At 41.1% G+C, this 23,217-nt stretch carries 22 protein-coding genes and 1 pseudogene; 5 read left to right on the forward strand and 18 right to left on the reverse strand.

All coding sequences use genetic code 11. The features are described from left to right. Positions 1–177 precede the first annotated feature (177 nt). Together L1D51_RS08400 and L1D51_RS08405 are read left to right on the forward strand one after the other, a co-directional pair. Positions 178–2,763: a TonB-dependent receptor plug domain-containing protein gene (locus tag L1D51_RS08400; RefSeq protein WP_239963418.1), complete on the forward strand. Its 2,586-nt coding sequence runs from the start codon at positions 178–180 to the stop codon at positions 2,761–2,763. A gap of 145 nt (positions 2,764–2,908) precedes the next feature. Continuing rightward, entirely contained in the window at positions 2,909–4,393 is a 1,485-nt protein-coding gene (locus L1D51_RS08405) for a tetratricopeptide repeat-containing sulfotransferase family protein (RefSeq protein WP_239963419.1), read from the forward strand. Here L1D51_RS08405 and L1D51_RS08410 read toward each other — a convergent pair. The 9 genes from L1D51_RS08410 to L1D51_RS08450 all read right to left on the reverse strand — a co-directional run bounded on the left by L1D51_RS08410 (position 4,326) and on the right by L1D51_RS08450 (position 10,761). After that, positions 4,326–5,228, reverse strand: coding sequence for an alpha/beta fold hydrolase (locus L1D51_RS08410; protein WP_239963420.1), 903 nt, complete (start codon positions 5,226–5,228; stop codon positions 4,326–4,328). The genes L1D51_RS08405 and L1D51_RS08410 overlap by 68 nt on opposite strands. Before the next feature lie 370 nt (positions 5,229–5,598). After that, the gene (locus tag L1D51_RS08415) at positions 5,599–6,075 is read right to left on the reverse strand and encodes a hypothetical protein (protein ID WP_239963421.1); all 477 of its coding nucleotides are present in this window, start codon (positions 6,073–6,075) and stop codon (positions 5,599–5,601) included. A 98-nt stretch (positions 6,076–6,173) separates the two neighbouring features. Beyond that, complete coding sequence (locus L1D51_RS08420) at positions 6,174–6,644, reverse strand: hypothetical protein (protein ID WP_239963422.1); 471 nt, start codon at positions 6,642–6,644, stop codon at positions 6,174–6,176. Positions 6,645–6,773: 129 nt separating this feature from the next. Then, on the reverse strand, positions 6,774–7,130 hold the full coding sequence (locus L1D51_RS08425; protein ID WP_239963423.1) for a hypothetical protein: 357 nt from the start codon (positions 7,128–7,130) through the stop codon (positions 6,774–6,776). A 116-nt stretch (positions 7,131–7,246) separates the two neighbouring features. Next, positions 7,247–7,819: a hypothetical protein gene (locus L1D51_RS08430; RefSeq protein WP_239963424.1), complete on the reverse strand. Its 573-nt coding sequence runs from the start codon at positions 7,817–7,819 to the stop codon at positions 7,247–7,249. 56 nt (positions 7,820–7,875) lie between these two features. Further along, the gene (locus L1D51_RS08435; RefSeq protein ID WP_239963425.1) at positions 7,876–8,208 is read right to left on the reverse strand and encodes a hypothetical protein; all 333 of its coding nucleotides are present in this window, start codon (positions 8,206–8,208) and stop codon (positions 7,876–7,878) included. 614 nt (positions 8,209–8,822) lie between these two features. Further along, a complete protein-coding gene (locus tag L1D51_RS08440) occupies positions 8,823–9,554 on the reverse strand; it encodes a DUF1963 domain-containing protein (RefSeq protein WP_239963426.1) in 732 nt (243 codons plus the stop codon). Between the two features lie 112 nt (positions 9,555–9,666). After that, positions 9,667–10,041, reverse strand: a complete 375-nt coding sequence (locus L1D51_RS08445) for a hypothetical protein (protein WP_239963427.1) — start codon at positions 10,039–10,041, stop codon at positions 9,667–9,669. Between the two features lie 261 nt (positions 10,042–10,302). Further along, a complete protein-coding gene (locus L1D51_RS08450) occupies positions 10,303–10,761 on the reverse strand; it encodes a hypothetical protein (protein WP_055021640.1) in 459 nt (152 codons plus the stop codon). A 327-nt stretch (positions 10,762–11,088) separates the two neighbouring features. Here L1D51_RS08450 and rlmF point away from each other — a divergent pair, with 327 nt between their 5' ends. Then, the gene (gene rlmF / locus L1D51_RS08455; RefSeq protein ID WP_239963428.1) at positions 11,089–11,994 is read left to right on the forward strand and encodes a 23S rRNA (adenine(1618)-N(6))-methyltransferase RlmF; all 906 of its coding nucleotides are present in this window, start codon (positions 11,089–11,091) and stop codon (positions 11,992–11,994) included. Between the two features lie 9 nt (positions 11,995–12,003). Next, positions 12,004–13,012, forward strand: a pseudogene (ltaE, locus tag L1D51_RS08460) (low-specificity L-threonine aldolase). Here ltaE and L1D51_RS08465 read toward each other — a convergent pair. The 9 genes from L1D51_RS08465 to L1D51_RS08505 form a co-directional block, all read right to left on the reverse strand. Then, positions 12,995–13,579, reverse strand: coding sequence for a thymidine kinase (locus L1D51_RS08465; RefSeq protein ID WP_054563844.1), 585 nt, complete (start codon positions 13,577–13,579; stop codon positions 12,995–12,997). The pseudogene ltaE and the gene L1D51_RS08465 sit on opposite strands and share 18 nt — an antisense overlap. Before the next feature lie 108 nt (positions 13,580–13,687). After that, positions 13,688–14,155 (reverse strand): methylated-DNA--[protein]-cysteine S-methyltransferase, encoded by a 468-nt coding sequence (locus L1D51_RS08470; RefSeq protein ID WP_055199174.1) that lies wholly within the window; start codon positions 14,153–14,155, stop codon positions 13,688–13,690. A 2-nt stretch (positions 14,156–14,157) separates the two neighbouring features. Further along, positions 14,158–15,507, reverse strand: a complete 1,350-nt coding sequence (locus L1D51_RS08475) for a DNA-3-methyladenine glycosylase 2 family protein (RefSeq protein WP_239963429.1) — start codon at positions 15,505–15,507, stop codon at positions 14,158–14,160. A gap of 87 nt (positions 15,508–15,594) precedes the next feature. Beyond that, positions 15,595–16,206: a superoxide dismutase gene (locus L1D51_RS08480; protein ID WP_239963430.1), complete on the reverse strand. Its 612-nt coding sequence runs from the start codon at positions 16,204–16,206 to the stop codon at positions 15,595–15,597. Between the two features lie 15 nt (positions 16,207–16,221). After that, on the reverse strand, positions 16,222–16,728 hold the full coding sequence (locus L1D51_RS08485; RefSeq protein ID WP_239963431.1) for a hypothetical protein: 507 nt from the start codon (positions 16,726–16,728) through the stop codon (positions 16,222–16,224). Between the two features lie 122 nt (positions 16,729–16,850). Then, complete coding sequence (locus tag L1D51_RS08490; protein ID WP_239963432.1) at positions 16,851–17,336, reverse strand: GNAT family N-acetyltransferase; 486 nt, start codon at positions 17,334–17,336, stop codon at positions 16,851–16,853. Between the two features lie 126 nt (positions 17,337–17,462). Then, entirely contained in the window at positions 17,463–20,573 is a 3,111-nt protein-coding gene (locus L1D51_RS08495) for an efflux RND transporter permease subunit (protein WP_239963433.1), read from the reverse strand. A gap of 9 nt (positions 20,574–20,582) precedes the next feature. Then, positions 20,583–21,710: an efflux RND transporter periplasmic adaptor subunit gene (locus L1D51_RS08500; RefSeq protein WP_239963434.1), complete on the reverse strand. Its 1,128-nt coding sequence runs from the start codon at positions 21,708–21,710 to the stop codon at positions 20,583–20,585. Between the two features lie 58 nt (positions 21,711–21,768). Next, positions 21,769–22,146, reverse strand: coding sequence for a hypothetical protein (locus L1D51_RS08505; RefSeq protein WP_239963435.1), 378 nt, complete (start codon positions 22,144–22,146; stop codon positions 21,769–21,771). A gap of 169 nt (positions 22,147–22,315) precedes the next feature. Between L1D51_RS08505 and L1D51_RS08510 the strand changes: the two genes are divergently transcribed. Beyond that, entirely contained in the window at positions 22,316–23,176 is an 861-nt protein-coding gene (locus tag L1D51_RS08510; RefSeq protein WP_239963436.1) for a cation diffusion facilitator family transporter, read from the forward strand. Positions 23,177–23,217 lie beyond the last annotated feature (41 nt).

Here is a 23,217-nt window from a genome sequence, read left to right on the forward strand (position 1 = left end):
CTTTAATTTCATGCACATAATTAAAAAAACAATAATAACGCCCAAATAAAAACGCCAAAAACAACATCACATTAACAATTTGCAAAATAAATTTACAGGCTGTATAAGAGATTTACACCAAGTTTATTATTTAACTTCGGTGACATAATCATAAATATTCTAACTGGGGAAGTCGGAATGAAATTCAAAAATAATGCGCTACAACAAGCAATTAAATTTGCTTTAGCGACAACAACAGCTGGCCTGTTTGTGTCGGGTTCAGTTGTTGCTGCAGAGCAAGCAGCAGAAGAAACGAAAGTTAATAAAAATGTAGAAAAAATTGCCGTGGTTGGTACTCGTTCTGCGCCACGTTCAATCGGCGATTCACCAGTACCGATTGATATCATCGGTGGTGAAGAGCTAGATAAAGGCGGCAACACCGATATGCTAGAGCTTTTAAAAGGCTCGGTTCCTTCTTTTAACGTTCACCAAAACCCAATTAGTGATGCAGCGTCACTTGTACGCCCTGCTAACTTACGTGGTCTTCCTTCTGACAGCACATTAATACTTGTTAATGGTAAACGTCGTCATCGCGCATCAGTTATTGCCTTCTTAGGTGGTGGTATCAATGATGGTGCTCAAGGTGCTGATATCTCAGTTATTCCAAGTATTGCCCTAAAGCAAGTAGAAGTACTTCGTGACGGTGCTGCGGCACAATACGGTTCTGATGCAATCGCTGGTGTAATGAACTTTGTATTAAAAGATGCCTCTGAAGGTGGTTCATTCGAAATTCGTCAAGGCGAATACTACGAAGGTGATGGCGATACAACACAAATTTCAGGTAACGTGGGTCTACCATTTACCGATAGTGGTTTTGCTAACTTAAGCTTCCAATACAAAACAGCTGATGCAACTAGCCGTTCAGTACAACGCCCTGATGCGGCGGCACTTAACGCAGCAGGTGTACCTGAAGTATCTTCTTTAGCACAAATTTGGGGTGCACCTGAAGTTGATGATGATATTACAATCTTTGGTAACATTGGTCTTGAGTTAAGTAACTCATCTGAATTCTACATGTTTGGTAACTACTCTGAGCGTGACGTACGTGGTGGTTTCTACTATCGTAACCCACACACACGCCCAGGTGTTTACTCAAATGACGGCGGTGAAACACTGCTTGTTGGTGATTTAACTGGCGATATGAGCGGTAACTGTCCTACCGATATCATGATTGATGATAACGTTTTAGATAACCCAGATTACATCAATGGTGTTGCTAACAACCCAGACTGTTTTGCATTTAACGAAATGCTTCCGGGCGGTTTTACACCTAACTTCGGTGGTAACATCACAGATACTGCATTAACAATTGGTACTAAAGGTGAAATCACTTCTGGTTTCCTTGAAGGTGCTTACTATGACTTAAGCGGTACAGTTGGTTACAACGAATCTCGTTACTTCATCTACGACACAATCAATGCATCATTAGGCCCAGAAAGCCCGCGCGATTTCAGCCCAGGTAAATACTCACAGTTAGAGAAAAACTTTAATGCAGATTTATCAAAAGGTTTTGACTTTGGCTTAGCTTACGATGTAAACGTTGCCGGTGGTCTAGAATGGCACGAAGAAACATTCACAGTTGTTTCTGGTGACGAAGCGTCTTTCACAGCTGGCCCACTAACAGAACAAGGTTTTGGTATCGGTTCAAATGGTTTCCCTGGTTTCAAACCATCTGATGCGGGCGAGTATACACGTCGTAACTATGCTGCATACGTTGATGTTGAAGCACCATTCACAGAAGACTTCCTAATGGGCTTAGCACTACGTTATGAAGATTATGATTCATTTGGTTCAACAACTAACTACAAGTTAACTGGTCAATACCACTTAACTGAAGACTTAAACATTCGTGGTTCAATCAGTACAGGTTTCCGTGCACCAACTGTTGGTCAAGCAAATGTAAGTAACGTTCAAACAAACCTAAGCAGCGGTGTACTTGTTGACTCAGCACTTTTACCACCAACAAACCCAATTGCTGTGCAATTAGGTGGTACAGAGCTTGAACCTGAAGAATCACAAAGCTATACATTTGGTGCAGTTTGGACACTTGGTGACTTATTCTTCACAGTTGACTACTACAACATCCAAGTTGATGACCGTATCAGTCAATCCGATAAAATTGAGTTAAGCCAAGCTGATAAAGACACACTTGAAGCAGCAGGCGTACCAAACGTACAAAACTTAGCGCAAGTAAGCTTCTTCACGAATGACTTCGATACAACAACGCAAGGTGTTGATGCTGTAGCTAACTACTCAACTGATTTGTTAGGCGGTAGCTCAACATTCAGCTTAGCGTACAACTGGAACGACACTGAAGTAACTAAGTCAACAGACATTACTGGTGAGTTTAAAGTAAGCCGTTTAGAAAATGACTTACCAAATCACCGTGCAACGCTTAGCTGGGCACAACAGTGGGAGAATTTCTCTGCATTTACACGTGTTAACTACTATGGCGAATACCAAGGCGTACACGTAGATTACGATGCAACAGCGAAAACAGCTGATGCTGCAGTAACGATTGATGCAGAAGTAACTTACTTCCTAACTGAAGAGCTTAGCTTCTCTGTTGGTGCTACCAACTTATTCGACCAAGAAGCAGAGAAACTTGATTTCTATGACAGTACTGACATCCCTAATAACAACTGGGGTGGTAAATACTACGAAACGTCGCCATATGGTATCAACGGCGGCTTCTATTACGTGAAAGCTACGTATACTTTCTAAATAGAACAGCTTTCTAGGTTGAACAATCAACCTAGAAAGTCGATACCCCGGATTTATTCTGGATATTTATAGTTAACCAAGGCGAAAGACATTTCGCCTTTTTCGTTTTATAGTAAATAAAAATAACAAATAACCCGCCATTCCTATGCTGTTAGAAAAAGCGAATCAACTACTGAATGAAAACAAGCTTAAAGAGGCCGAGTTTCATTTTAAAACCATTCTCGATTCAGATCCTGAAAACGGCGAAGCGTTATTTGGATTGGGCCGTATTGCACTGCGTTTAGAACGTTATGATGCTGCTGTTTACCTTCTACAAAGAGCCTGTGAACGATTACCTCATATGCTTGAACCGCTCCATGCTCTTGCCGATGCTTTTAATGGCGTGCATTCACCACAAGATGCCTTAACCGTACTCGAATATGCAAAATCAATTGCCAGCCACAACCCTGAGCCACACTACTATCTTGCCCAACATTATTTAACCTATGGCGAGTTAGACAAAGCCTACGGTATTTTAAAGCATGCCCTTGGTATGGGAAATTACCCTGTAAAGGCGTACATTTTATTTGAGTTAGTGCAGTTTGGGCGTTTTAACAATGAACAAAATTACATAAATGAGCTACACCAATTTTTAACTTTGACCAATAACCTGCGCTTAAAAATGGTGTGTTATTATGCACTGGGTAAAAGCTACGATCAGTTAAATGATACAGAACAAGCTTTTAACTACTTTAGCCTAGCTAATAAGCTACAAACAAAACTCACGCAGTTTAAAACCCGTGACTTAGTGCCTTTTTATCAGCGCATCATAGAGCAAAATACAGCTGAACTAATTGATGCCAGAGACAAAACATTCACCGGCACAATTACACCCATTTTTATTATTGGTATGCCAAGAAGTGGCTCAACACTGGTAGAGCAAATGCTGGCAAGCCATGATGATTTTGCCAGTCTTGGCGAAGATGCCAGTATCAGCAATCAGGTTGTTGCATACCTTGAACAACAAACACAGCTCCCTTACCCAGATTGCTTAGCAGAGATAAACCAAGGGCTAATTAACAATGCCCGTAATATTTATATTGAACGAATAAAGCAAGCGCCAGTTGTGCGCCCCTTTATGATCAATAAACTGCCTGCTAACTATCAGTCACTTGGATTGATTTACTTACTCTTTCCTAACGCCAAGTTTATTAATATGCAGCGCGAGTATAATGCAATTGCTTGGTCAGTTTTTAGCAACTATTTTGCTGAAAACGAACCTTATTTTTGTTCACTCCCAGAGTTTAAACAATACTTTGATTTGTATCAGCAGTTAATGGAGCATTGGCAAAACGTGATGCCAGAGGCGGTTTTTGATTTAAGCTATGAAGCACTTATCAGTGACAGCGAACAAACACTAACAGCCCTGTGTAAGTTCTTAAACATTGAGTACAGTACACAGTTTTTAAATTTTTATAAGTCAAAAAAACCGGTGGCAACGCTCAGCAAAACGGCTGTAAGACAGCCGTTAACTGATAAAGCATTAGAGAAATACAAACGCTATGAGAGCGCAATGCACACGCTTATGCGTGAGTCTCAAACCAGTTCAACAAGTCAGCAAACTGATCAAAACGCGCCTGTGGGTGAGTAAGCATATTTATGTGATCATAATCGACCTTATGGCCAAACTTACGCCCATAAATGGTCATCGTTTGCTTACCGATGCCCGACTCTTCCATAAACTTTTCAATATCAATCGGCTGGCATAGCGCTTTATCTTTAACACCTGCCACATGCATAATGGGCGGTAGTGCCTTATCAGCTAATGCGTTGGCGTAATCAAAGCCATCGTCAGTATCGACCCAAGGTTTACGCTTAGCCCACTGCATACTTTGATAATGTGACTTACGGGTTTCATCATCACTGCCCCATTTCAGTTTTTTAGCCGGCACAAAACCATGCTTATGGGCAACTAATGGCGCCAAACCATACCAAATCAAATTACCTTGAATATACTTGCTTGGGTGATGGTTATACAAAGACCGTTTAGAACCAAAATAACCGCAGGCTTTCACATCATCAATCAACTCAGGAAAACGGGCAAACACACTGTTCATTAACACCCCGCCCCATGAGTGTGCCACCCAATAACGCGCAGGCTCGCCTTCAAGCTGCTTAATTTTATCTAAAAATGCAGGGATATCTTCTAAAATAGCCTCGGTTTGACCATACTTTGCATGCTTTGAAATCGCAGGTTTACTCTCACCACGACCACGTAAATCTGCCACATAGCAAACATAGCCATGCTCAGCTAAAAATGGCGCTAAACCTTTATTGCTGTGGGTATAAAAGATTTTGCCATTTTCAACGGCACCATGCATAAAAAACACCGCAGGGCCTTTCGCATCAGTCTTACTAATACGGCGTAAATGTAAGGTTTGGCTTTCGGCGAGTTTAATAAACACCGATTCTTGTTTAATCGTCACGTTTGACCTTTTTATTCTTATAGACTCATCGTACCAGTGTTAAATTACGCCAGTCTCTGCAGCAAAGCAAGTTTTTGGCGTGGCGATTGCCACTCAAAATGAGAATCTCAGGCACGATGAGATTTTGGTTATAGAGTAGCAATAATGCAGAGCCATTATTCATTGATGTTAGACTTGCACGAGCCTTTGGCTAAATGTTTAATGATTTTAATGCTACGTAATTAAAATATTCGGGAGAGACGGCCTTTTGCAATTTGCGGTCATTGGGCCAACATTGAGTGCGAGCAGACGTTGAGCATTACCATATATGAACAAAAATCAGAGCCGAAGGCAACCCCAAGCAAGCTCCGCTTGCGTCTACAAAGGTTTATTATACGCGAAATGACTCTAACATAACCTCTTTACAAGAGGTATCGCCATACCTAGCGTTTTTAAGCTTGTCATCACCCCTATACCTTTTTAATTTACAGGTTCTATCTACACGGATAATTACCACCTGATTATCTAAGTTGAAATAGACACTAAAGTAAGAATTGTGAATGTGGTCTTTAGGCTTAACTTTCAATTTACTGGCTTTTGATAGTGCAAGCATGAAGGCTTTCTGTATAGGCTTAGTTGATAAATCTTCACTGAGGGAAAATATTGCCAATTCCTCCTCTGGAACCAGATCAAATAATGGGAATCTATTTTTAAATTCACCTTCAATATTCTCCATCCGAATTGCTAGGCGGCTATCATCATACTGCTTTAAATTAAGGTCTTTCACTGCTCGAACAGCATCACCAAATCGCAAGGGGAAAAAGCGATTTTTCTTAGGTTTAGATTTTAAATCTTTATTGAAGGTCACGATGCAAATTCCATCTGCGTTAAAAGGGTAAAAAATTGTGGGCTAAAATTGAGCGAAGCGAATAGCCCGCAAGTTATTTATCCCTGTTTAATTGCTTGTTAGCTCTCGTTTACTAACTTTGCCTCAACTAAAAATTCATAAAGCCCAGTAGCGATAAAGCGGCCATAACTATCCTGAGTGTAACTTTCACCATCATAAACCCGATCTACAACAACAAAATACATTTCACATCTTTTGGTAAGTGGAACCATCAAATTCAAACCTATGGTGTCGTTCTTTGTTTTAATTCTAATATATAGTTTGGTGTTTTTGGGTGGTCTCTTAGCGGTTGATGCTTGCTCCGCACTAGTAATAGCATTAATTAATAGTTCTTTTGATTGGGTAGAATTTAATGCTGAATTTGTCACATTAATATACTCAGAATTTATCGCTTCAATTGAGACAATATCTTCAAGAGTAAGACTACTAAATTTAGCTAGTTTATTTGATCCTTCTGAACTATCCCAAAAATAACAAATCCACCCATACACAATATAAGTGACAATTATAACAGCTAAAACTTTCCTCAATAGTCAATCCTTACTTTAAAAGCTGACGCCCGTATAATGGGCGGATTAAGCTTGGCTAAAATTTGAGAGGAACGAGCGCCAGCCAAGCGTTAGGCGTTCATTATTAATGCGTTTGTTATGTGCTCTCAGCTAACCAGTTACAATTCTATGTTTTTGTTTGATTGGTTCAGTTGATGACCAACCCATTTCTTCAGCAACCAGCTTGGCAAGTGACCTAATTTCTTCCCAATTAGGATCGTCAAATAAAGCACTACTTTCAAGATACATGGCTGAGAATTGCGCACCTGAATGCTGATTAATAAAAACATCTAACGCCTCAATAGATGCTACTTGTTTAGGTGTTAAATCACTAACTTTCAAGTCGTCTAAGCATTCACCAAACTCAAGCACCAATTCATCACCAACAGCCGCGAAACTTGGATAAAGTGCCTCTTGAACTTTTGCTGATGCGGCAAGTGCCATAATCGAATTTTTCAGGTTGTCCATATTTCTACCGGAATACATAACGCCCGGCTCAACAAGCAAATTTTTGATGGCTACTTTTTTGCCACGCCAAAAAGGTGACAGCGGAAATTTGTCTGGTGCAGCAGCTTGTTAAGCCTTTATTGCAACAATGAACGTAATAATGGCGCACGATAAGCATTGTCCTTTTCATTGAACTCCAGCCTTTTCTCAGAAAGATCAATGTTTATGAAAACCTCAGAATACAGCTCTTCCTCTCCGTCAGGATTGAAGAAGAACTTCATTCTGCAGGGTGAGACCTCAAGCTGTTCAGGATTGCTTGCAAGCCCAACCACTTGGGCGTATACCTCATTTGAAACCGATACACCACTTACGGTGGCTCCGTAGAGACTAGCTAGTGATCTTATAAAGGCAACTGACTCCGCCCCGGTATTCTTGAAGAATGCCTCTCCCCAATAAAAGGGAGAATCAATACCTTCTACTGCTTGCGGGTTCCACGTTGGCAACAGCTCGATTGCAAACCCAACTATATTGCCTTTCAGGTTGCCTTTAACGACAACTTCATATGAACCAGATTCGAGCTTCTTGGAGTTTGAAATTGTAAAGGTCAGATCGACAAAACCCTCTTCCTCACCAACAACTACTTCAGGATAGTCTTTGGCGGAAGAAAAAATACTCCAAATCATTATTAGTATTCCTAAAACGTACTTCATATATGCGCCTAGAGCCTTAACGCCAAGCTCTTTATGTTCGCCATTTAAGCACTTTGTTATGTGCGTTTGTATGCATCTTCATGTGAGATGCCAAGATTTACTAATAAATCTTCAAAATAGCCAACATCTTCTAACTCGCGATTATCCTCATAAGCTAAGCACAAAATAATTCTCATCTTTGCTACTTCTGGGACAGATATGTTGTAACCATCGTTACTATCAACCCATGACCACAAATCCTCTTTTAACTGCTCAAGGTTAAGATTTATATGTTCAACCCAATAACCTTTTAGTTGTGAAAATGCACTTTTTGCCAAAGGGATTTCCGGCACACCAAGCTTCTCTAACCAAGAAATCATATGGGCTGCATACTTATAATTTTCGTTCAAGCTAGGAAACTCCCCTGATCTCATAACGCCGTAATAATCGGCACAAAATAGCAGGCTAAAATTAGCGACGAAGGAGCGCAAGCCTGCTGTTTTGCGTCCTTTGGTTTAGGCACTTGTTATGCGTCTTTTTGCCATGGCAGTTGAAGATACAACAACGCAGTAGACACAAAAATAATTGCAGTAAAAAATTTGGCTAACCTTATATTTATTTCGGAGTAGCCAATACTTACAGCTATAAAATAAAGTACCAGAATTGAAAGTGAAATAGCGAAAGCAAAAATAAGTGAACCAATAAATTTGTTTATGCTTGATAACTTTAATTTTGTATAAGTGAAAACACCAATCAATAATGTAGGTACAAAAGCTAATAGCACTAAAGTGCTGTTGGCTCTTTAATTTCGCCTTCTTGGAGTTCATCTATTGTTATTTTTATGATTAATCCAACTAACACAATTCCAACGAATTTGAGTGTAATTTTTAGATTTGACCAAAACTTAGATTTGAATTCAGAGGTCAATTAGAAACTCCATTTTCTCGAGGTGCATAACGCCCGCATTTTCGGCTGATTTGGAGCGCAGCGGAAAAGCAGTCCGACAATATGCGCTTGTTAACCATTAGTGGCACTGTAACTCGAGTTGAAATTGGTTTTTATGCACTGGACAACGAAAGAAATAAACCAGCCCAACGTCTCCCCACATGATATTAGCTTCATCTTCGGAATCAACCTGGGCGTAAAATATCATTTCTGAATTGCATTCAGGGCAAGCAGGCCCGGCTTCACTTTGAACAAAACGAGGATAACCACCTAAAAGCGTCGCATAATCATTTAAGCACCCAGCTCTCTCTACAGCCTCTTCATACTCTTCCCATGGAGAATCATCATTGATCTTGCAACATAGCTCACTTACCTCCTCGGAGGCAGAAGCAATACCTTCCCAATCAGGGAGAACTTCAACTATAGAGGTTATTACCATACAAGGCGTTGGTGCAAACTCGTCATTCGAAATCCGATTTATTTCTACAATTTTACTCCTTGAAGGCTCATTGTATAGCTTTACTATCCATTGTCCCTTTTCTTCATCACCGAAGCCACACGGAAAACACTCATTGCAATAATAGAAAACGAAGAGCTGCTGTTCTATTTCATTGTGAATTTGGTTAATAAAAGTCAGCTCTTTCTTACAAGTTGGGCACGAGGGCCAAGTATCTCCTACCTCCGCGTAAGGCGGCCCACCAAACTTGGAGTGGCAGGAAGCAACCAAAGCTGCGTCATCACTTTGAGGCTCTAGTTTTAGTGCCTTTGTAACCAAAGATTTTAAAAGACCATCCAATTTTTGTTTACTCATTTCACTCCCTTCTATTGGCTAACGCCGCAATATGGGGCGTATTATGCTTTGCTAAAATCAGCAACAATGGACCACCAGCCAAACTTTAGACGTCCCACTTATAATTGCCTTGTTAGGTGAAGTTTTCGACTATTTCAATAGCTCGTTGTTTTGTAAAAACACCATTAATTTCTGGATCTGTTAATTCAGCTACGTAGTCAAAAATTCCTTCCTCTTCAAAATCAACTAAATCACATAGTTGAAGAGCATCAGCAATAAAGCATAAGTGATTTTTATTTAGTTTATCTTGAATGAACAATTCACAAAGCTTTTTTATATCAACAAAAGATATAGCAATCTCTTCATCTTCAATGACATCGAGAGTAATAGAAGAACCTTTGATATCCAATTTATTTTCATAATCTGAAAATTCAGTTATAAACTCTCCTAGAAACACTTCTGGAGATATGTACTCATTTAATAATTTGGATAGCGATGACAGCTTCACCTTTGCTCAGCTAACAGTGTATTTGTCAATTAGTCTTTACACTCAAAACCTTTAGAGTCGACTTTGGCGACGTTGTCTTTATTGTCACACTCTTTAATTGCCATCTCTGTGTGATTGTGCTCATTGTATTGTTTAGCAATTACGCCAAGGCTTAGCACAATTACTTAAGCTATCACTATTTTTTTAATTTTAGACATAAACATTCCTTTGAAAATAAAATATTTAAATACAAACAGTTGCGCTTGCTATTTTTGATAAAACTTAATCAATTAGTGCCATCGAATTTAAATTGAAGTTATAAATAGAAAATGACTCACCTTCTTCTTTTAACGTGACGGTTATTTGTGCGTCTCCATTAGTGTATGAAGCTGGAATTAAATAAGTAACATAAGTACCAGAACCACCTCCAGTGACAGCTTTAGAGCTAACATTTATAAATTCAAATTCACCTAGTTCTTTTAATTCGCCCAACTTTGAGAATGCACGCATGATTTTAGAAATATCTTCATCTGTGGCATTTTCAATTGATGATGGGGTCATATAGTTTTTGAGAGTCTGAGGGTCCCATTGAGAGATATCTGTAATTGCTGAATTTAGGTAAGGAATAGCAGTTTCTTTGTAAGCAGAGGATTTATTCGCAGTCCAAATTGCTAAAAGTACAAATAAGCTAATTAACACTAAAAATGTTATACCAATTCCTTTAAGTATCTTTTTAACCATGATTTTTATTATTTTTCCTTGATTGAATCACTTAGAATTTATCAGCTTTAAATGTCTTATGGTAGTACCAATGTGACCCAATTTGTGTCGAAATTTGTTAAACACGAATTTTAGTTGCTTGTATCATCGCCAAAATGCCCGTTCTTTGGCTCTTAACCTCAAGTAGCCCATACTCTGAGTAAATCCACTCAATCAGTTTTCAACTTATTTTTGCTCAGCATATATTAATGCTACTAAGCAAAAATATATCCACCGCAAACTAACTCAGAGCTAAGATTTATTTGGTACAATCAGTCTTTGATATGGCTAACAGATAGGTTTTCCTCAATGCATCCGCGAAATCGCCACTTGAATGGCTACGACTTTACTTTGCTATGCAAAGATACTCCTGCCCTAACACCTTATATAACGCAAACGCCAGCGGGCACTGATACCATTGATTTCACCAATGCACTAGCGGTTAAAACCCTCAACCAAGCGTTATTAAAAAGCCATTATAAAATCGATTTTTGGGATTTGCCCGACAACTACCTTTGCCCACCGGTTCCTGGCAGAGTGGATTACATTCACCACTTGGCCGATTTATTAGCAAACGATAACCAAGGTCATATTCCTACGGGAAAGCAAGTAAAAGTGCTTGATGTAGGCACGGGTGCGAATTTGATTTACCCGCTTACTGGTAATCACGAATATGGCTGGCACTTCACCGGTTCAGATATTGATGCCTTGTCTGTTAAAATTGCCAAACAAATCGTGCAATTCAACCGCCTCAAAATTAATGTTAAGCAGCAAAACAACGTCGATAAAATGTTTACAGGCGTGATATCGAATAAAGATGTTTTTCATCTAACTTTATGCAACCCCCCATTTCATGCCAGCGAGCAACAGGCCAAAGCAGGTACTGAGCGTAAATGGAAAAACCTAAACAAAGCGCCACAAAAAGTGCTTAATTTTGGTGGCCGCCAAAACGAGCTTTGGTGTGTAGGCGGTGAACGCGAATTTATCAGTAAAATGTGCATTGAGAGCCAAGAGTTTGCAGAGCAATGTATTTGGTTTACATCGCTTGTTTCAAAGTCTGACACTTTGCCGCATATAAAAAAGTTGCTTAGTACACTTAATGTGAAAGAAGTAAGAGTTATAAAAATGGCACAAGGCCAAAAAATTAGTCGCTTTATTGCTTGGAGCTATTTTGACCAAGCCGACCGCGAAGCCATTCTTAACGAACTAGTATAAGGATAATAGATGATCGACTTTCGTTCAGACACAGTTACAAAACCAACAGCAGCCATGCGCGCGGTCATGAATGACGCCCCAGTAGGCGACGATGTATATGGTGACGACCCAAGCGTTAATCAGCTTGAACAATATGCTGTTGAGCGCCATGGCTTTGAGAGCGCCCTTTATTGTAGCTCAGGCACGCAAGCAAACTTACTTGCATTGATGGCACATTGTGAACGTGGCGACGAATACATTTGTGGGCAACAAGCACATAACTACAAATTTGAGGGTGGCGGTGCTGCTGTATTGGGTTCTATTCAGCCTCAAACCAATTGAAAATAATGCCGATGGCAGCTTAGATTTAAACAAAGTTGTGGCTGCAATTAAAGCTGATGACTTTCACTTTGCTAAAACCAAACTACTTAGCTTAGAAAACACCATTGGTGGCAAAGTTCTCCCGCTAAGTTATCTAAAAGAAGCCAGAGAGTGTGTTGATAAACATAACCTTGCTCTGCACTTAGACGGTGCCCGCGTGTATAACGCGGCGGTTAAGTTAGGTGTTGATATCACTGAGATCACTCAGTATTTTGATTCAGTGTCTATTTGCTTATCAAAAGGACTCGGTGCGCCTGTTGGCTCACTATTACTAGGTAGCAAAGCACTGATTGATAAAGCGCGCCGCTGGCGTAAAGTACTTGGTGGTGGTATGCGCCAAGCGGGTATGCTTGCAGCCGCTGGCCAGTATGCACTTGAGCATCACGTAGCAAGGCTTGCTGAGGATCACGATAACGCGGCGTATTTAGCTGAACAGTTAAACACGTTAGCTGGTTTTGATACGTCAACTTTTCAAATCGATACCAATATTGTTTACGCAAATGTTGCCGAACATATCGATTTAAAAGCAGTGGCACATGCGTTAAAAGAGCAAAAAATGCTGTTTTCACCAGGTAAACCACTGCGATTAGTGACCCATTTAGGCGTCACTAAGCAAGATATTGATAGCTTTATCTCGGCATTAGCGGCCGAGATTTAACGCTTCTTTATAATGTTTGCGGCACACCGATACATATCGGTCGTTGCCGCCAATTTCTACCTGATCACCGTCTGCAATCGCATTGCCATGCTCATCAGTACGCAGTACATGGTTAGCTTTACGACCACAATGACATACTGTTTTTAACTCAATTAGTTTGTCTGCCCAGGCAAGTAGGTATTGTGAACCACTAAATAGCTCACCTCTAAAATCGTTACGTAAGCCATAACACAGCACCGGAATACCAAGCTCATCAACCACATCTGTCAATTGCATTACTTGGTCTTTTGATAAAAACTGACACTCATCAACTAAAATACAATGGCGCTTTTGCTCTGCATTTAATGATTTGATTAGCTCAAATACATCTTTATCTGCATCAAAAATATGCGCATCAGCCTGTAAACCAATACGTGAAGACACCTTGCCAACACCTGCTCTATCATCAATAGCCGCTGTTAAAATAACAGGTTCCATACCACGTTCGCGGTAGTTAAATGCAGATTGTAAAAGTGTGGTAGATTTGCCTGCATTCATTGCAGAATAATAAAAGTACAGCTGTGCCATGATGTTGCCCAAATTTTAAAGTCGCAATATGCTACCCTAATCGCGCGACAACATCATCTATTACCTTACTCTTATTACCTCAATCGTTGTCCCAGTAAAATTGCTGTTTTATAACAAGCCTTCGTGTTTCAGTAACCACTCTTTTCTTTCAAGGCCACCTGCATAGCCTGTGAGTTTACCGTTTGCACCAATAATTCGATGGCACGGCACAATAATGCTAATGGGGTTTTTAGCATTTGCAGCGCCCACTGCACGCACCGCTTTTGGGTTATTAATGGCAATTGCTATATCTTGGTAGCTTTTGCTTTGACCAAACTCAACATCCATCAGTGCACGCCAAACTTGCTTTTGAAAGTGAGTACCTTGGGTATCAAGGGGTACTGTAAAACGTGTACGCTCACCGTTAAAGTATTCATTAAGCTCACTTATACACATTAAAATGGGTGTAAGAGTGTGCTCATCAACAACCTCTGTTTGCATTGCAACCACCGGGTAAAAGCCAACGTAACTGATGCCTTTTGATGTACTTTGAATGGTAATATCGCCAATGGGGCTTGGCATAATAACTTGTTGCATACTCATAATTGTTGCCATAGTTGAAAAGTTAAATAAGAGCGAAATGGCGCACAATGCTCGCTATTAAATTCGCTTATTCCAGCGAGGGCTTTTTTAACCCCTAAGTCGCCCGCCAATAGAATATCGGGGTGGCTTTGACCACGCAGCTTGGCGTAATTAACGGTCCACGGGCCAATACCTTTGAGCTCTAGCCAATTATCAAGCTCTTGATTATCTGGGTTTTGCTGACAATAAGCACTTAAACGCCGTAGCGCATCTTTACGTGATTGTGGCATTTTAAAAAAATCGAGTTCAGAATTGGCAACCCATTCAGGGCTTGGAAAATAGTGGTTATCACTTTGCTGATTAAACTCACTTACAAGCTGTGTAACGAGATTGTGAGCCGCTGTAACACTCACTTGCTGACCAAGTACCGCACGTATGCCCGCTTCATAGTCTGACCAAATTCCCGGCAAACGCAGCCCAACACAAAGTGGCATCGCACCTTTAAGCTCTGCATCTAAATGCTGTTCAATAGTGTGCGTGTCGGCGTCTAAATCAAGCACACGGCGAATGTTATGGATCACTTGCTGTAAATAGCGGGTGTTATCAATATCAATTGCCACTTTAAAATGGTTTTTATGCTCAACAAAATGCGCTGTGAATTGCCCTTGGCAATGCTTATCTTTAAAGGTGCGACCATAGCTCGTTGCGCTCAACCATTCTAGGCCACTAATTAAACGGCGCTGTAAAAAGTCATGGAGTGCTTGCCAGTTATAAGGCGGCCTAAATGCCAGTGTTAGAGTTAATGTTGAGGCTGGTTTTTTATCAGACTTACGTAACTTTGAAGGGGCAATATTTAACTGCTTTAAAAAAGCATCGTTAAAACGGCGAATACTATTAAAACCAGAAGCAAATGCGATATCTGCCACCGACAAATCTGTTTCTTGTAATAGCTGCTTGGCAAAATTGCATTGGTTAAATAATCGATACTGGGTGATCGAGAGTCCAAAATGTTGGTTAAACAAACGGCGTAAATAGCGGCTCGACACCCCTAGCCTGTCTGCTAAAACCTCACAGTCGTAAGCCTCGCCTTTATCAATCAGTTGTTTTGCGCGTAATGCGGTGGTTTTAGTACCTAGCCAAGCTGGGCTATTCGGTGCACTATCTGGGCGGCAGCGAATACATGGCCGAAAACCATCTTGCGCAGCCAAGTGCGCGTATTGGTAGTATTCAACATTCTTTTCTTGTGCCGTTGGTGCTGGGCAAATGGGTCTGCAATAAATGCCAGTACTTTTTACCGCCACAAAAAACACCCCATCAAAGCGTGGGTCGCCGCTTTGCCTTGCTGTTTGCCATTGTTGGCTAGTCATAATTATTCTCGTTACACGCTAATACCGTTAGCTTAACTGAATATTATTTTTTGACTAGCCAGTTTCGGACCTTAACTATTTAAACAGCTATTTAACTGCGGCTAAATATCGGCGCTCAACTTCCGGCCAATTGATCACTTCGTAAAATGCAGCAATATATTCAGGGCGACGATTTTGATACTTCAAGTAATACGCATGCTCCCACACATCAAGCCCTAAAATAGGCGTATGATTATGCATTAATGGGCTATCTTGATTAAGGCTACTTTCAACGACCAACTGGTTATTTTCATCAACACATAACCAAGCCCAGCCACTACCAAAGCGGCTTACCGCGGCATTAGTAAATTGCTCTTTAAATGCGTCAAAGCTACCAAACGTATCAACAATGGCGGTGTTTAACTCTTCACTTGGCGTACCGCCGCCATTAGGAGACATAACTTGCCAAAATAATGAATGATTATGATGGCCACCTACATGCTCTTGTACTGCTTTTTGTAAAGACTCAGGCATTGAAGAAATAGTGCGTAGTAATGTTTCAGCATCTTGCTCTGAATAATGGCTGCCATCTAGCGCAGCATTCGCTTTATTGATATAGGTTTGATGATGCAAAGTGTGATGAATTTCCATGGTTTTCGCATCAATGTGCGGTTCAAGTGCATCATAGTCATACGCTAAATCGGGTAATGTAAAAGGCATACTGATTCCTTATCGTTAATGTAATAACTGCGTTTTGTGGGGATGGTCAGCTAATAGCTGATTGATTCGGTTAATAAGTGCCGGAAATGCTGATGCCATGCTGGCAAACTTAACCAGCTCATAATAGGTTTTGTGATGATGGTGCAGCACCAAGGTGCGAACCTGCTGCTCAGGGTGATTTAAAAGCACGCTTAATCGTCGATGAGCATGACAAAGCCAGGTGCAGGCTTTATCGGGTTTTTGCATGACTTTAAAAGTGTCGGCAAGATTCAAAGTGGCAACAACAAATGCTGCAATACAATGCTCTAACGAGCGAGTTACCGACTGGTTGATTGTGATATTAGAAAACTGTGCGAGAAGTGTTTCGGCGCAGCTACTCGCAACCGTGTAATGATCACGCGCAGTTATAAGCTCGCCAGATTCAAATGCTAAGTTGCCTTGATAAATTGCACTTTGCCAAGGGGCCAGCGCGTCATCAATGGTGTTCGAAGTTAACGGTGTGTGGCGTGTTGTTTGAGTCATAAAAATCACCTGCACTTATACCAATCATTCTATGTGTATTTAAACTACACACAGAAAAGATCAAATGCAAATGATTTTTATTTATATTGTTATTTGGTGATTTTTAGTTATAGCAACATTACTTATTGATGCGCAAAGTCGATAAGCTCTTGGCCTGTTAGGCGGTAAATAATCCATTCGTTTTGCGGTTTAGCACCTATGATGTCGTAAAAATCAATGGCTGGTTTATTCCAATCAAGTACCACCCACTCAAAACGACCACAATCTTTTTCGAGTGCTTGCTTAGCAAGATATTGCATAATTTGCTTACCAGCGCCTTTACCACGGCTGTCAGCACTGACGTAAAGATCTTCTAAATACAAACCATTTTTACCAAGCCAGGTTGAGTAATTATAAAAATACACAGCAAAACCAATTGGTGTGTCGCCCTCTAAACAAATAACACTATGCGCCGTTGCGCCTTCACTGAACAACGTTTTTAAAATAGCTTGCTCGTCTGTTTTAACTGCGTCGGGTTCTTTTTCGTAGATAGCAAGTTCGGTAATAAAATGTAGGATTGTTGCAGCATCACTCGCGACTGCCGGACGAATTGTAATTGCGTTACTCACTCTGTATTCCTTTTTTACATCATTATTGTAACGCCCAGTTTATAAGGGCTTAAGCATGGTGTAAACGCCCTTTACAGAAATACACGGCATTAAGAAGGGGCTACTAAAAGTTAGCCCCATTATGCTTTATTTACTCATCGACTTATAAAGTACCGGAAGTACAAATAAAGTTAAGAAGGTTGCACTGACCAAGCCGCCAACAATAACCGTTGCAAGGGGCTTTTGTATTTCGGCGCCTATTCCTGTGCTTAGGAGCATTGGAATTAGTCCAAGCATTGAAGTAAGCGCGGTCATCAGTACGGGTCTTAGCCTTGAAACAGCGCCTTCAAATACTGCTTTATCTTTGCTATCTCCTGCACTAATCCGTTGATTAATGCTTTCGACCATCACCACACCATTCAATACAGCAACACCAAACAGTGTGATAAACCCTACTGAACTGGGTACAGATAAGTATTGTCCTGACACATACAATGCAATCACCCCACCAATCACAGCAAGAGGAACATTGACAAGAATCAGCACCACTTGCGATAGGTTACTAAAAGCAAAATAAAGTAATAACGCAATCAGTAACAAGGCTACAGGCACTACTATCATCAGCCGCTGCTGTGCCCGTTGTTGGTTTTCGAACTGCCCGCCAATCGCCACACTGTAACCACTTGGTAGCTGCATTTTATCGGCAATGGTAGCGCGTATATCGGCAACTACAGATCCCATATCTCGCCCCTGCACATTCGCTTGAATAACCACCCGCCTTTGAACATCATCGCGACGAACTTGCGGCGCGCCAGACTCAATTTGTACATCAGCTACATCCCCCACCCTTACAATGGCACCCGTGGGGGTTTGCAATCTAAGATCAGCAATCACATTTGGGTTTTGCCGAAAGCTTTTTGCTATACGCACATAAATATCATAGCGCTCATTGGCATTGATGATTTGCCCTGCAGATTGCCCGCCAATACCGTTCTGAACTATATCCATTAAATCAGCCACCGATAAACCAAAACGCGACAGCGCCAAACGGTTAGGTTTAACTATCAGCTGTGCTTCGCCGCCTATTTGCTCCATCGCGACATCTTTAGCGCCAGGTATTTGCTGAACTAACTGCTCAATTTGTTGGCCTTTTTCAGTTAAAACGGCTAAGTCACTACCGAATAACTTAATGGCCAATTGCGCTTTAACACCGGATAAAAGCTCATCTACTCGGGTTGCTATAGGCTGTGAAAAGTTAAACAAAAGCCCCGGAAATTGCTCAAGCTTAGCTTCCATTAGCTGCTGTAATTCGACCCGCGTTTTCGCGTTTACCCATTGCTCATGAGGTTTTAAGCCTAAATAGATTTCAATGTTGTTAACTGGTTCAGGATCTCCCCCGACTTCAGCCCTACCGATTCGGCTCAGCGCATATTCAACCTCACTAAATTCAAGCAACATGGCTTCAAGCTTAGGCGCCACTGAGATTGCCGTATCGAGACTTGCTGATGGAGCAAGTGTCACACGTAGGTTAATAGTGCCTTCTTCAAGCTCTGGCACAAATTCCGTACCCAGCCTAGGTAGCATAACGGCCGCTACAATCAGTAATAACCCTGCTATAGCTAAAACGCTACGTTTAGCCTGCAATGCTTTTTGTAAAGCCCGTTGATAAAGCATATCGATAGGTTTTAACAAAATACTTTGTTTTACTGTCACGCCCTTAGCAAATAAGTACACACACAGAGCTGGCACTACAACCAAGGCAACGATCACAGCACTAATAATTGCCAACATGATGCTCACTGCCATTGGCTGAAATAACTTCGCCTCAACGCCTTCAAAGCTAAACAACGGTAAAAATACCGTTAGAATGATCAAAGAGGCAAAAAAGATAGGCCGTGCCACTTCTTTTGCAGCAATAGCCACCAGCTGCGAAGAAGGCTTATGTTGATTATGCTTCATCCCTAAGTGCCTAAATACATTCTCAACCATCACAACTGAGCCATCTACCAGCATACCAATGGCAACAGCAATCCCACCCAACGACATTAAGTTTGCCGACAAGCCAAGCCATGCCATTACACTCAGTGCTAAGCCAATCGAAATAGGGATCGACAACAACACCAAAAATGTTGCTCTTAAATCCAACAAAAATAGCGCTAATACAATGATAATAAATACAAAAGCTAAAAGCAGTGCATCAATAACCGTTTGTACCGCTTGGCTAATAAGCTCTGCTTGGTCGTAAATGGCTTTAAATTCAACCCCTTTTGGCAGTGCTTGATTTATCATCTCGATACGCGCGTTAATGCCATCAATCGTTTGCTTGGTATTTGCCCCCATTCTTTTCAGCACGATACCAGTCACCACTTCACCACGATTGACTATTTCGCCTTGCTCATCACGTTTTGACAAGGTGACAGCACCTTGGCGAATTTCACTACCAAGCTCAACAGTTGCAACATCAGCCACTTTAACGACTGTACCATCAATGGTTTTGATAGGTGTTTGCGCAATCTCAGCAAGCCCTTTTTCGCCTGGGGTAAACCAACCTGTACCACGAATAACAAGCTGCTCTTGACCACGGTTCATGTACCAGCCACCCACATTACTGTTGTTAGCATCTAGAGCTTCACTAACATCTTGCTGTGTTAGGTCATAAGCAAGTAACTTATTGGGGTTTATGTTCACTTGATACTGCTTAACCTCACCGCCAAATGACAGAATATCGGTAACACCATCAATGGGTAATATAAGTAATTTAACCACCCAATCATTTAAACTACGCAATGCCATGCTATCTATGTTGGCATCTGGCTTTGCTTCAAGTAAATACTGATAGACTTGTCCAAGCCCTGATGTATTAGGGCCCATGGTTGGCATACCCACACCAACTGGGATCAACTCTTTAGCAGACTGCAAACGTTCAAAAACCAGTTGCCTAGCAAAGTAAATATCGACGCCTTCTTTAAACACCACAGTGACGCCCGATAACCCTGTTTTAGAAATAGAGCGTACCTGCTCTACATCGGGCAGCGCATACATAACTGCTTCTATCGGGTATGTGATCAGTTGCTCTACTTCTTCAGCCGCAAGCCCTGGTGCTTCGGTATTCACCGCAACTTGCACATTCGTCACATCAGGAAAAGCATCTAAGTTAAGTTTTGGGATCATAAATGCACTCACTGCAATCGCTGCAAGTAAGGCTAATACCACCAGTAGACGATTCTTTATCACCGCCTCAATTAATAAATTAAACATGCGTCACCTCTAGTGGTTATGCGGATCAAATCCGCCTTTAGCTAGCTGTGATGCAATAAAAAAAGCACCTTGGGTGACAACTTCAAGCCCGGCTTTAATACCTAACACTTCGCGATAATCACCAAAACTTCTGCCAAGGGTTACTTCTTGGGCAGCAAAGCCACCATCGTCATCAACGACAAACAATTGCCAGTCACCATCTGTACTGCGTGTTAATGCATTTTCTGGTACGGCAAGTACCACTTGATCGGTTTCAAAATGAAAATACACATCGGCAAACATGCCTGGGTGCAAACTATGCTGCGTGTTTTTTACCTCAAGCCTAACAGTTCGTGAACGTGTTTGTTCATCAATGGTATGTGCTTCTTGAATAACCCTTGCTTGATAGCGATTACCGTTAACTTCTAACAGCGCCGTAGAGCCATTACTGATAGTACGGTCTTGATTAGCTGAAAGCTGAGCAGCAACCCAAAGTGCAGATTCATCGGCTATTAGCATTAGCTCAATCCCCGAATCAACTCGCTGACCTTGAGCAAAGTTATCGGTTAAAACAGCTCCCGATGTTTGTGCAAACAAGGTATATTCACCGAGTTTTTCTGGGCTTATGGTGAGTGTTTGTGCAATAGCTTGTTTTGATAAACCAAAGGCAACTAAACGGCTATAAGCCACTTCATACTCGGCTTTGGCAGTTAAGATTTGCTTTTCGCTGACTGTGCCCGGGGTCATTTTAGTAACGCGTTGCCACTCGGCTTCTGCTAATCTAAATTCAGTTTGCTGGCTGGCCACTTCGCCACTAAATAAAGTGACTAAAGAGTCTCCTTTATTTACATGCTGCCCTAATAAGGCATGGCGTTTTACAACGATAGAATCAACACGCGGTGACACCACATAACTGGCATAGCCATTGGCTTTAATTTCGCCCGGTGCATACAAGGTTTGCTTGTGTTTTTTCAGTACAAGGCGCTCAACCTTGATATTAGCGAGTTGCTGTTGCTGCTCAGTTAAACTGACTTCATTAGCATGTTCAGCTTGCTCATTTTCTTGGTGGTTATGCGCTTGTTCTGTCGCATAAATATTTGTCACAATCATATAGCATACGCACAGCAATGCGTAACGCATAAAATTTCTTAAATACATATAGTGTCTCTTACTTAAAATGGGCTAAGCCCAAATAAAATCTAAAAAGGGTTTTGGATTAAGTAAGAGCTAAAATAGGTGGGCGATGAAGCGGTGCTAAGTCAGCCGATTTGAAGTTGAAAACAAGTGATTCAATTTTAGTAAAGTAGATATCAGTAGGTTCAGACAATTGCAGCGAATCGACAAACGCTGGGCTGTGACAAACATGACAATGGCCTTTTTCGGCTGAGTCAGACAACTGTTTGCTAAGCTCGGCATGCTCTGATTGATGTAACAGGTGGTCGCCATTGGCTGCGCAATGGGCTTCAAGGTCAATTTCTTCTGATAGCAGTACCGAGGTGTGATTAAACGCAGCATTATGATCGGCCACATCATAGCTATCCAGCAATGGCTGGAGCAATAATACGCTAATCAAAATAATAAATGCAGCTTTCACATTGAGCCTAAAAATTAGAACTAAAAATGGTACAATGGCGCTAAATTAACAAATCCACCGGTATTTGAACAGTAAATTATAATCCGCACACGAACAAATCATTACAAACATTTCAATACCACGGCACGCATGGTATAAAAATAAAGCAAATCAATAACTCGGTATTTTTATGGGACACGGACACCACCATCATCACGATACAAATAACCAAAGCACCCGCCAACTCATGCTGGCAGTTGCAATCAATGTGTTATTAACTGTCGCTCAGGTGATTGGCGGCCTCGTTTCTGGCAGTTTATCGTTAATTGCTGACGCACTGCATAATTTAAGTGATGCCTCGTCGTTATTCATTGCCCTAATTGCCCGAAAAATTGGTGCCAAACCTGCCAACGATCGTTATCAATACGGCTACAAACGCGCTGAAATTTTAGCAACCTTATTTAACAGCTTAAGTTTAATTGTGATTGGTGGTTACCTAATTGTTGAAGCCATCTCCAACTATTTAAACCCAGAGCCTATTGATGGTTGGATCATCATTTGGGTTGCAGGGTTTGCACTGGTTGTTGACCTAGTCACCGCCCTTTTAACTTACAAAGCAGGCGCAAAAGACAGTATGAATATTCGTGCTGCGTTTATACATAATGTGTCTGATGCATTAGCTTCTGTGGTGGTGATTATAGCAGGCACCTTAATCATTCTTTATCAATGGTATATTGTTGATTTAATTGCCACTATGCTGATTTCTGTGTATGTCATTTACCATGGTGTTTTGTTGTTAATAGCGAGCAGTAAAATTTTGATGCAGGCAGCCCCTGATAATTTTGCTTTAACAGAAGCTATTAATGAGCTTAAAGCCCAATTTGCCATCACTAATATTGATTACCTTAAAACATGGCAAATAGATGATCATCACGTTCATTGCGAGCTCAAGTTTAGTGCCAAGCACAACATCAATAACGACGAAATACGTCACTTTTTGCATGATAACTTTGCAATTGAAAGCTGCACCATAGAACAAGTTTTAGTGTAAATGTTACGCGTTATCATTTACCATTCAGTTTTGTTTTAACA

It is taken from the genome of Pseudoalteromonas shioyasakiensis, from assembly GCF_022398475.1.
Lineage (GTDB): Bacteria > Pseudomonadota > Gammaproteobacteria > Enterobacterales > Alteromonadaceae > Pseudoalteromonas.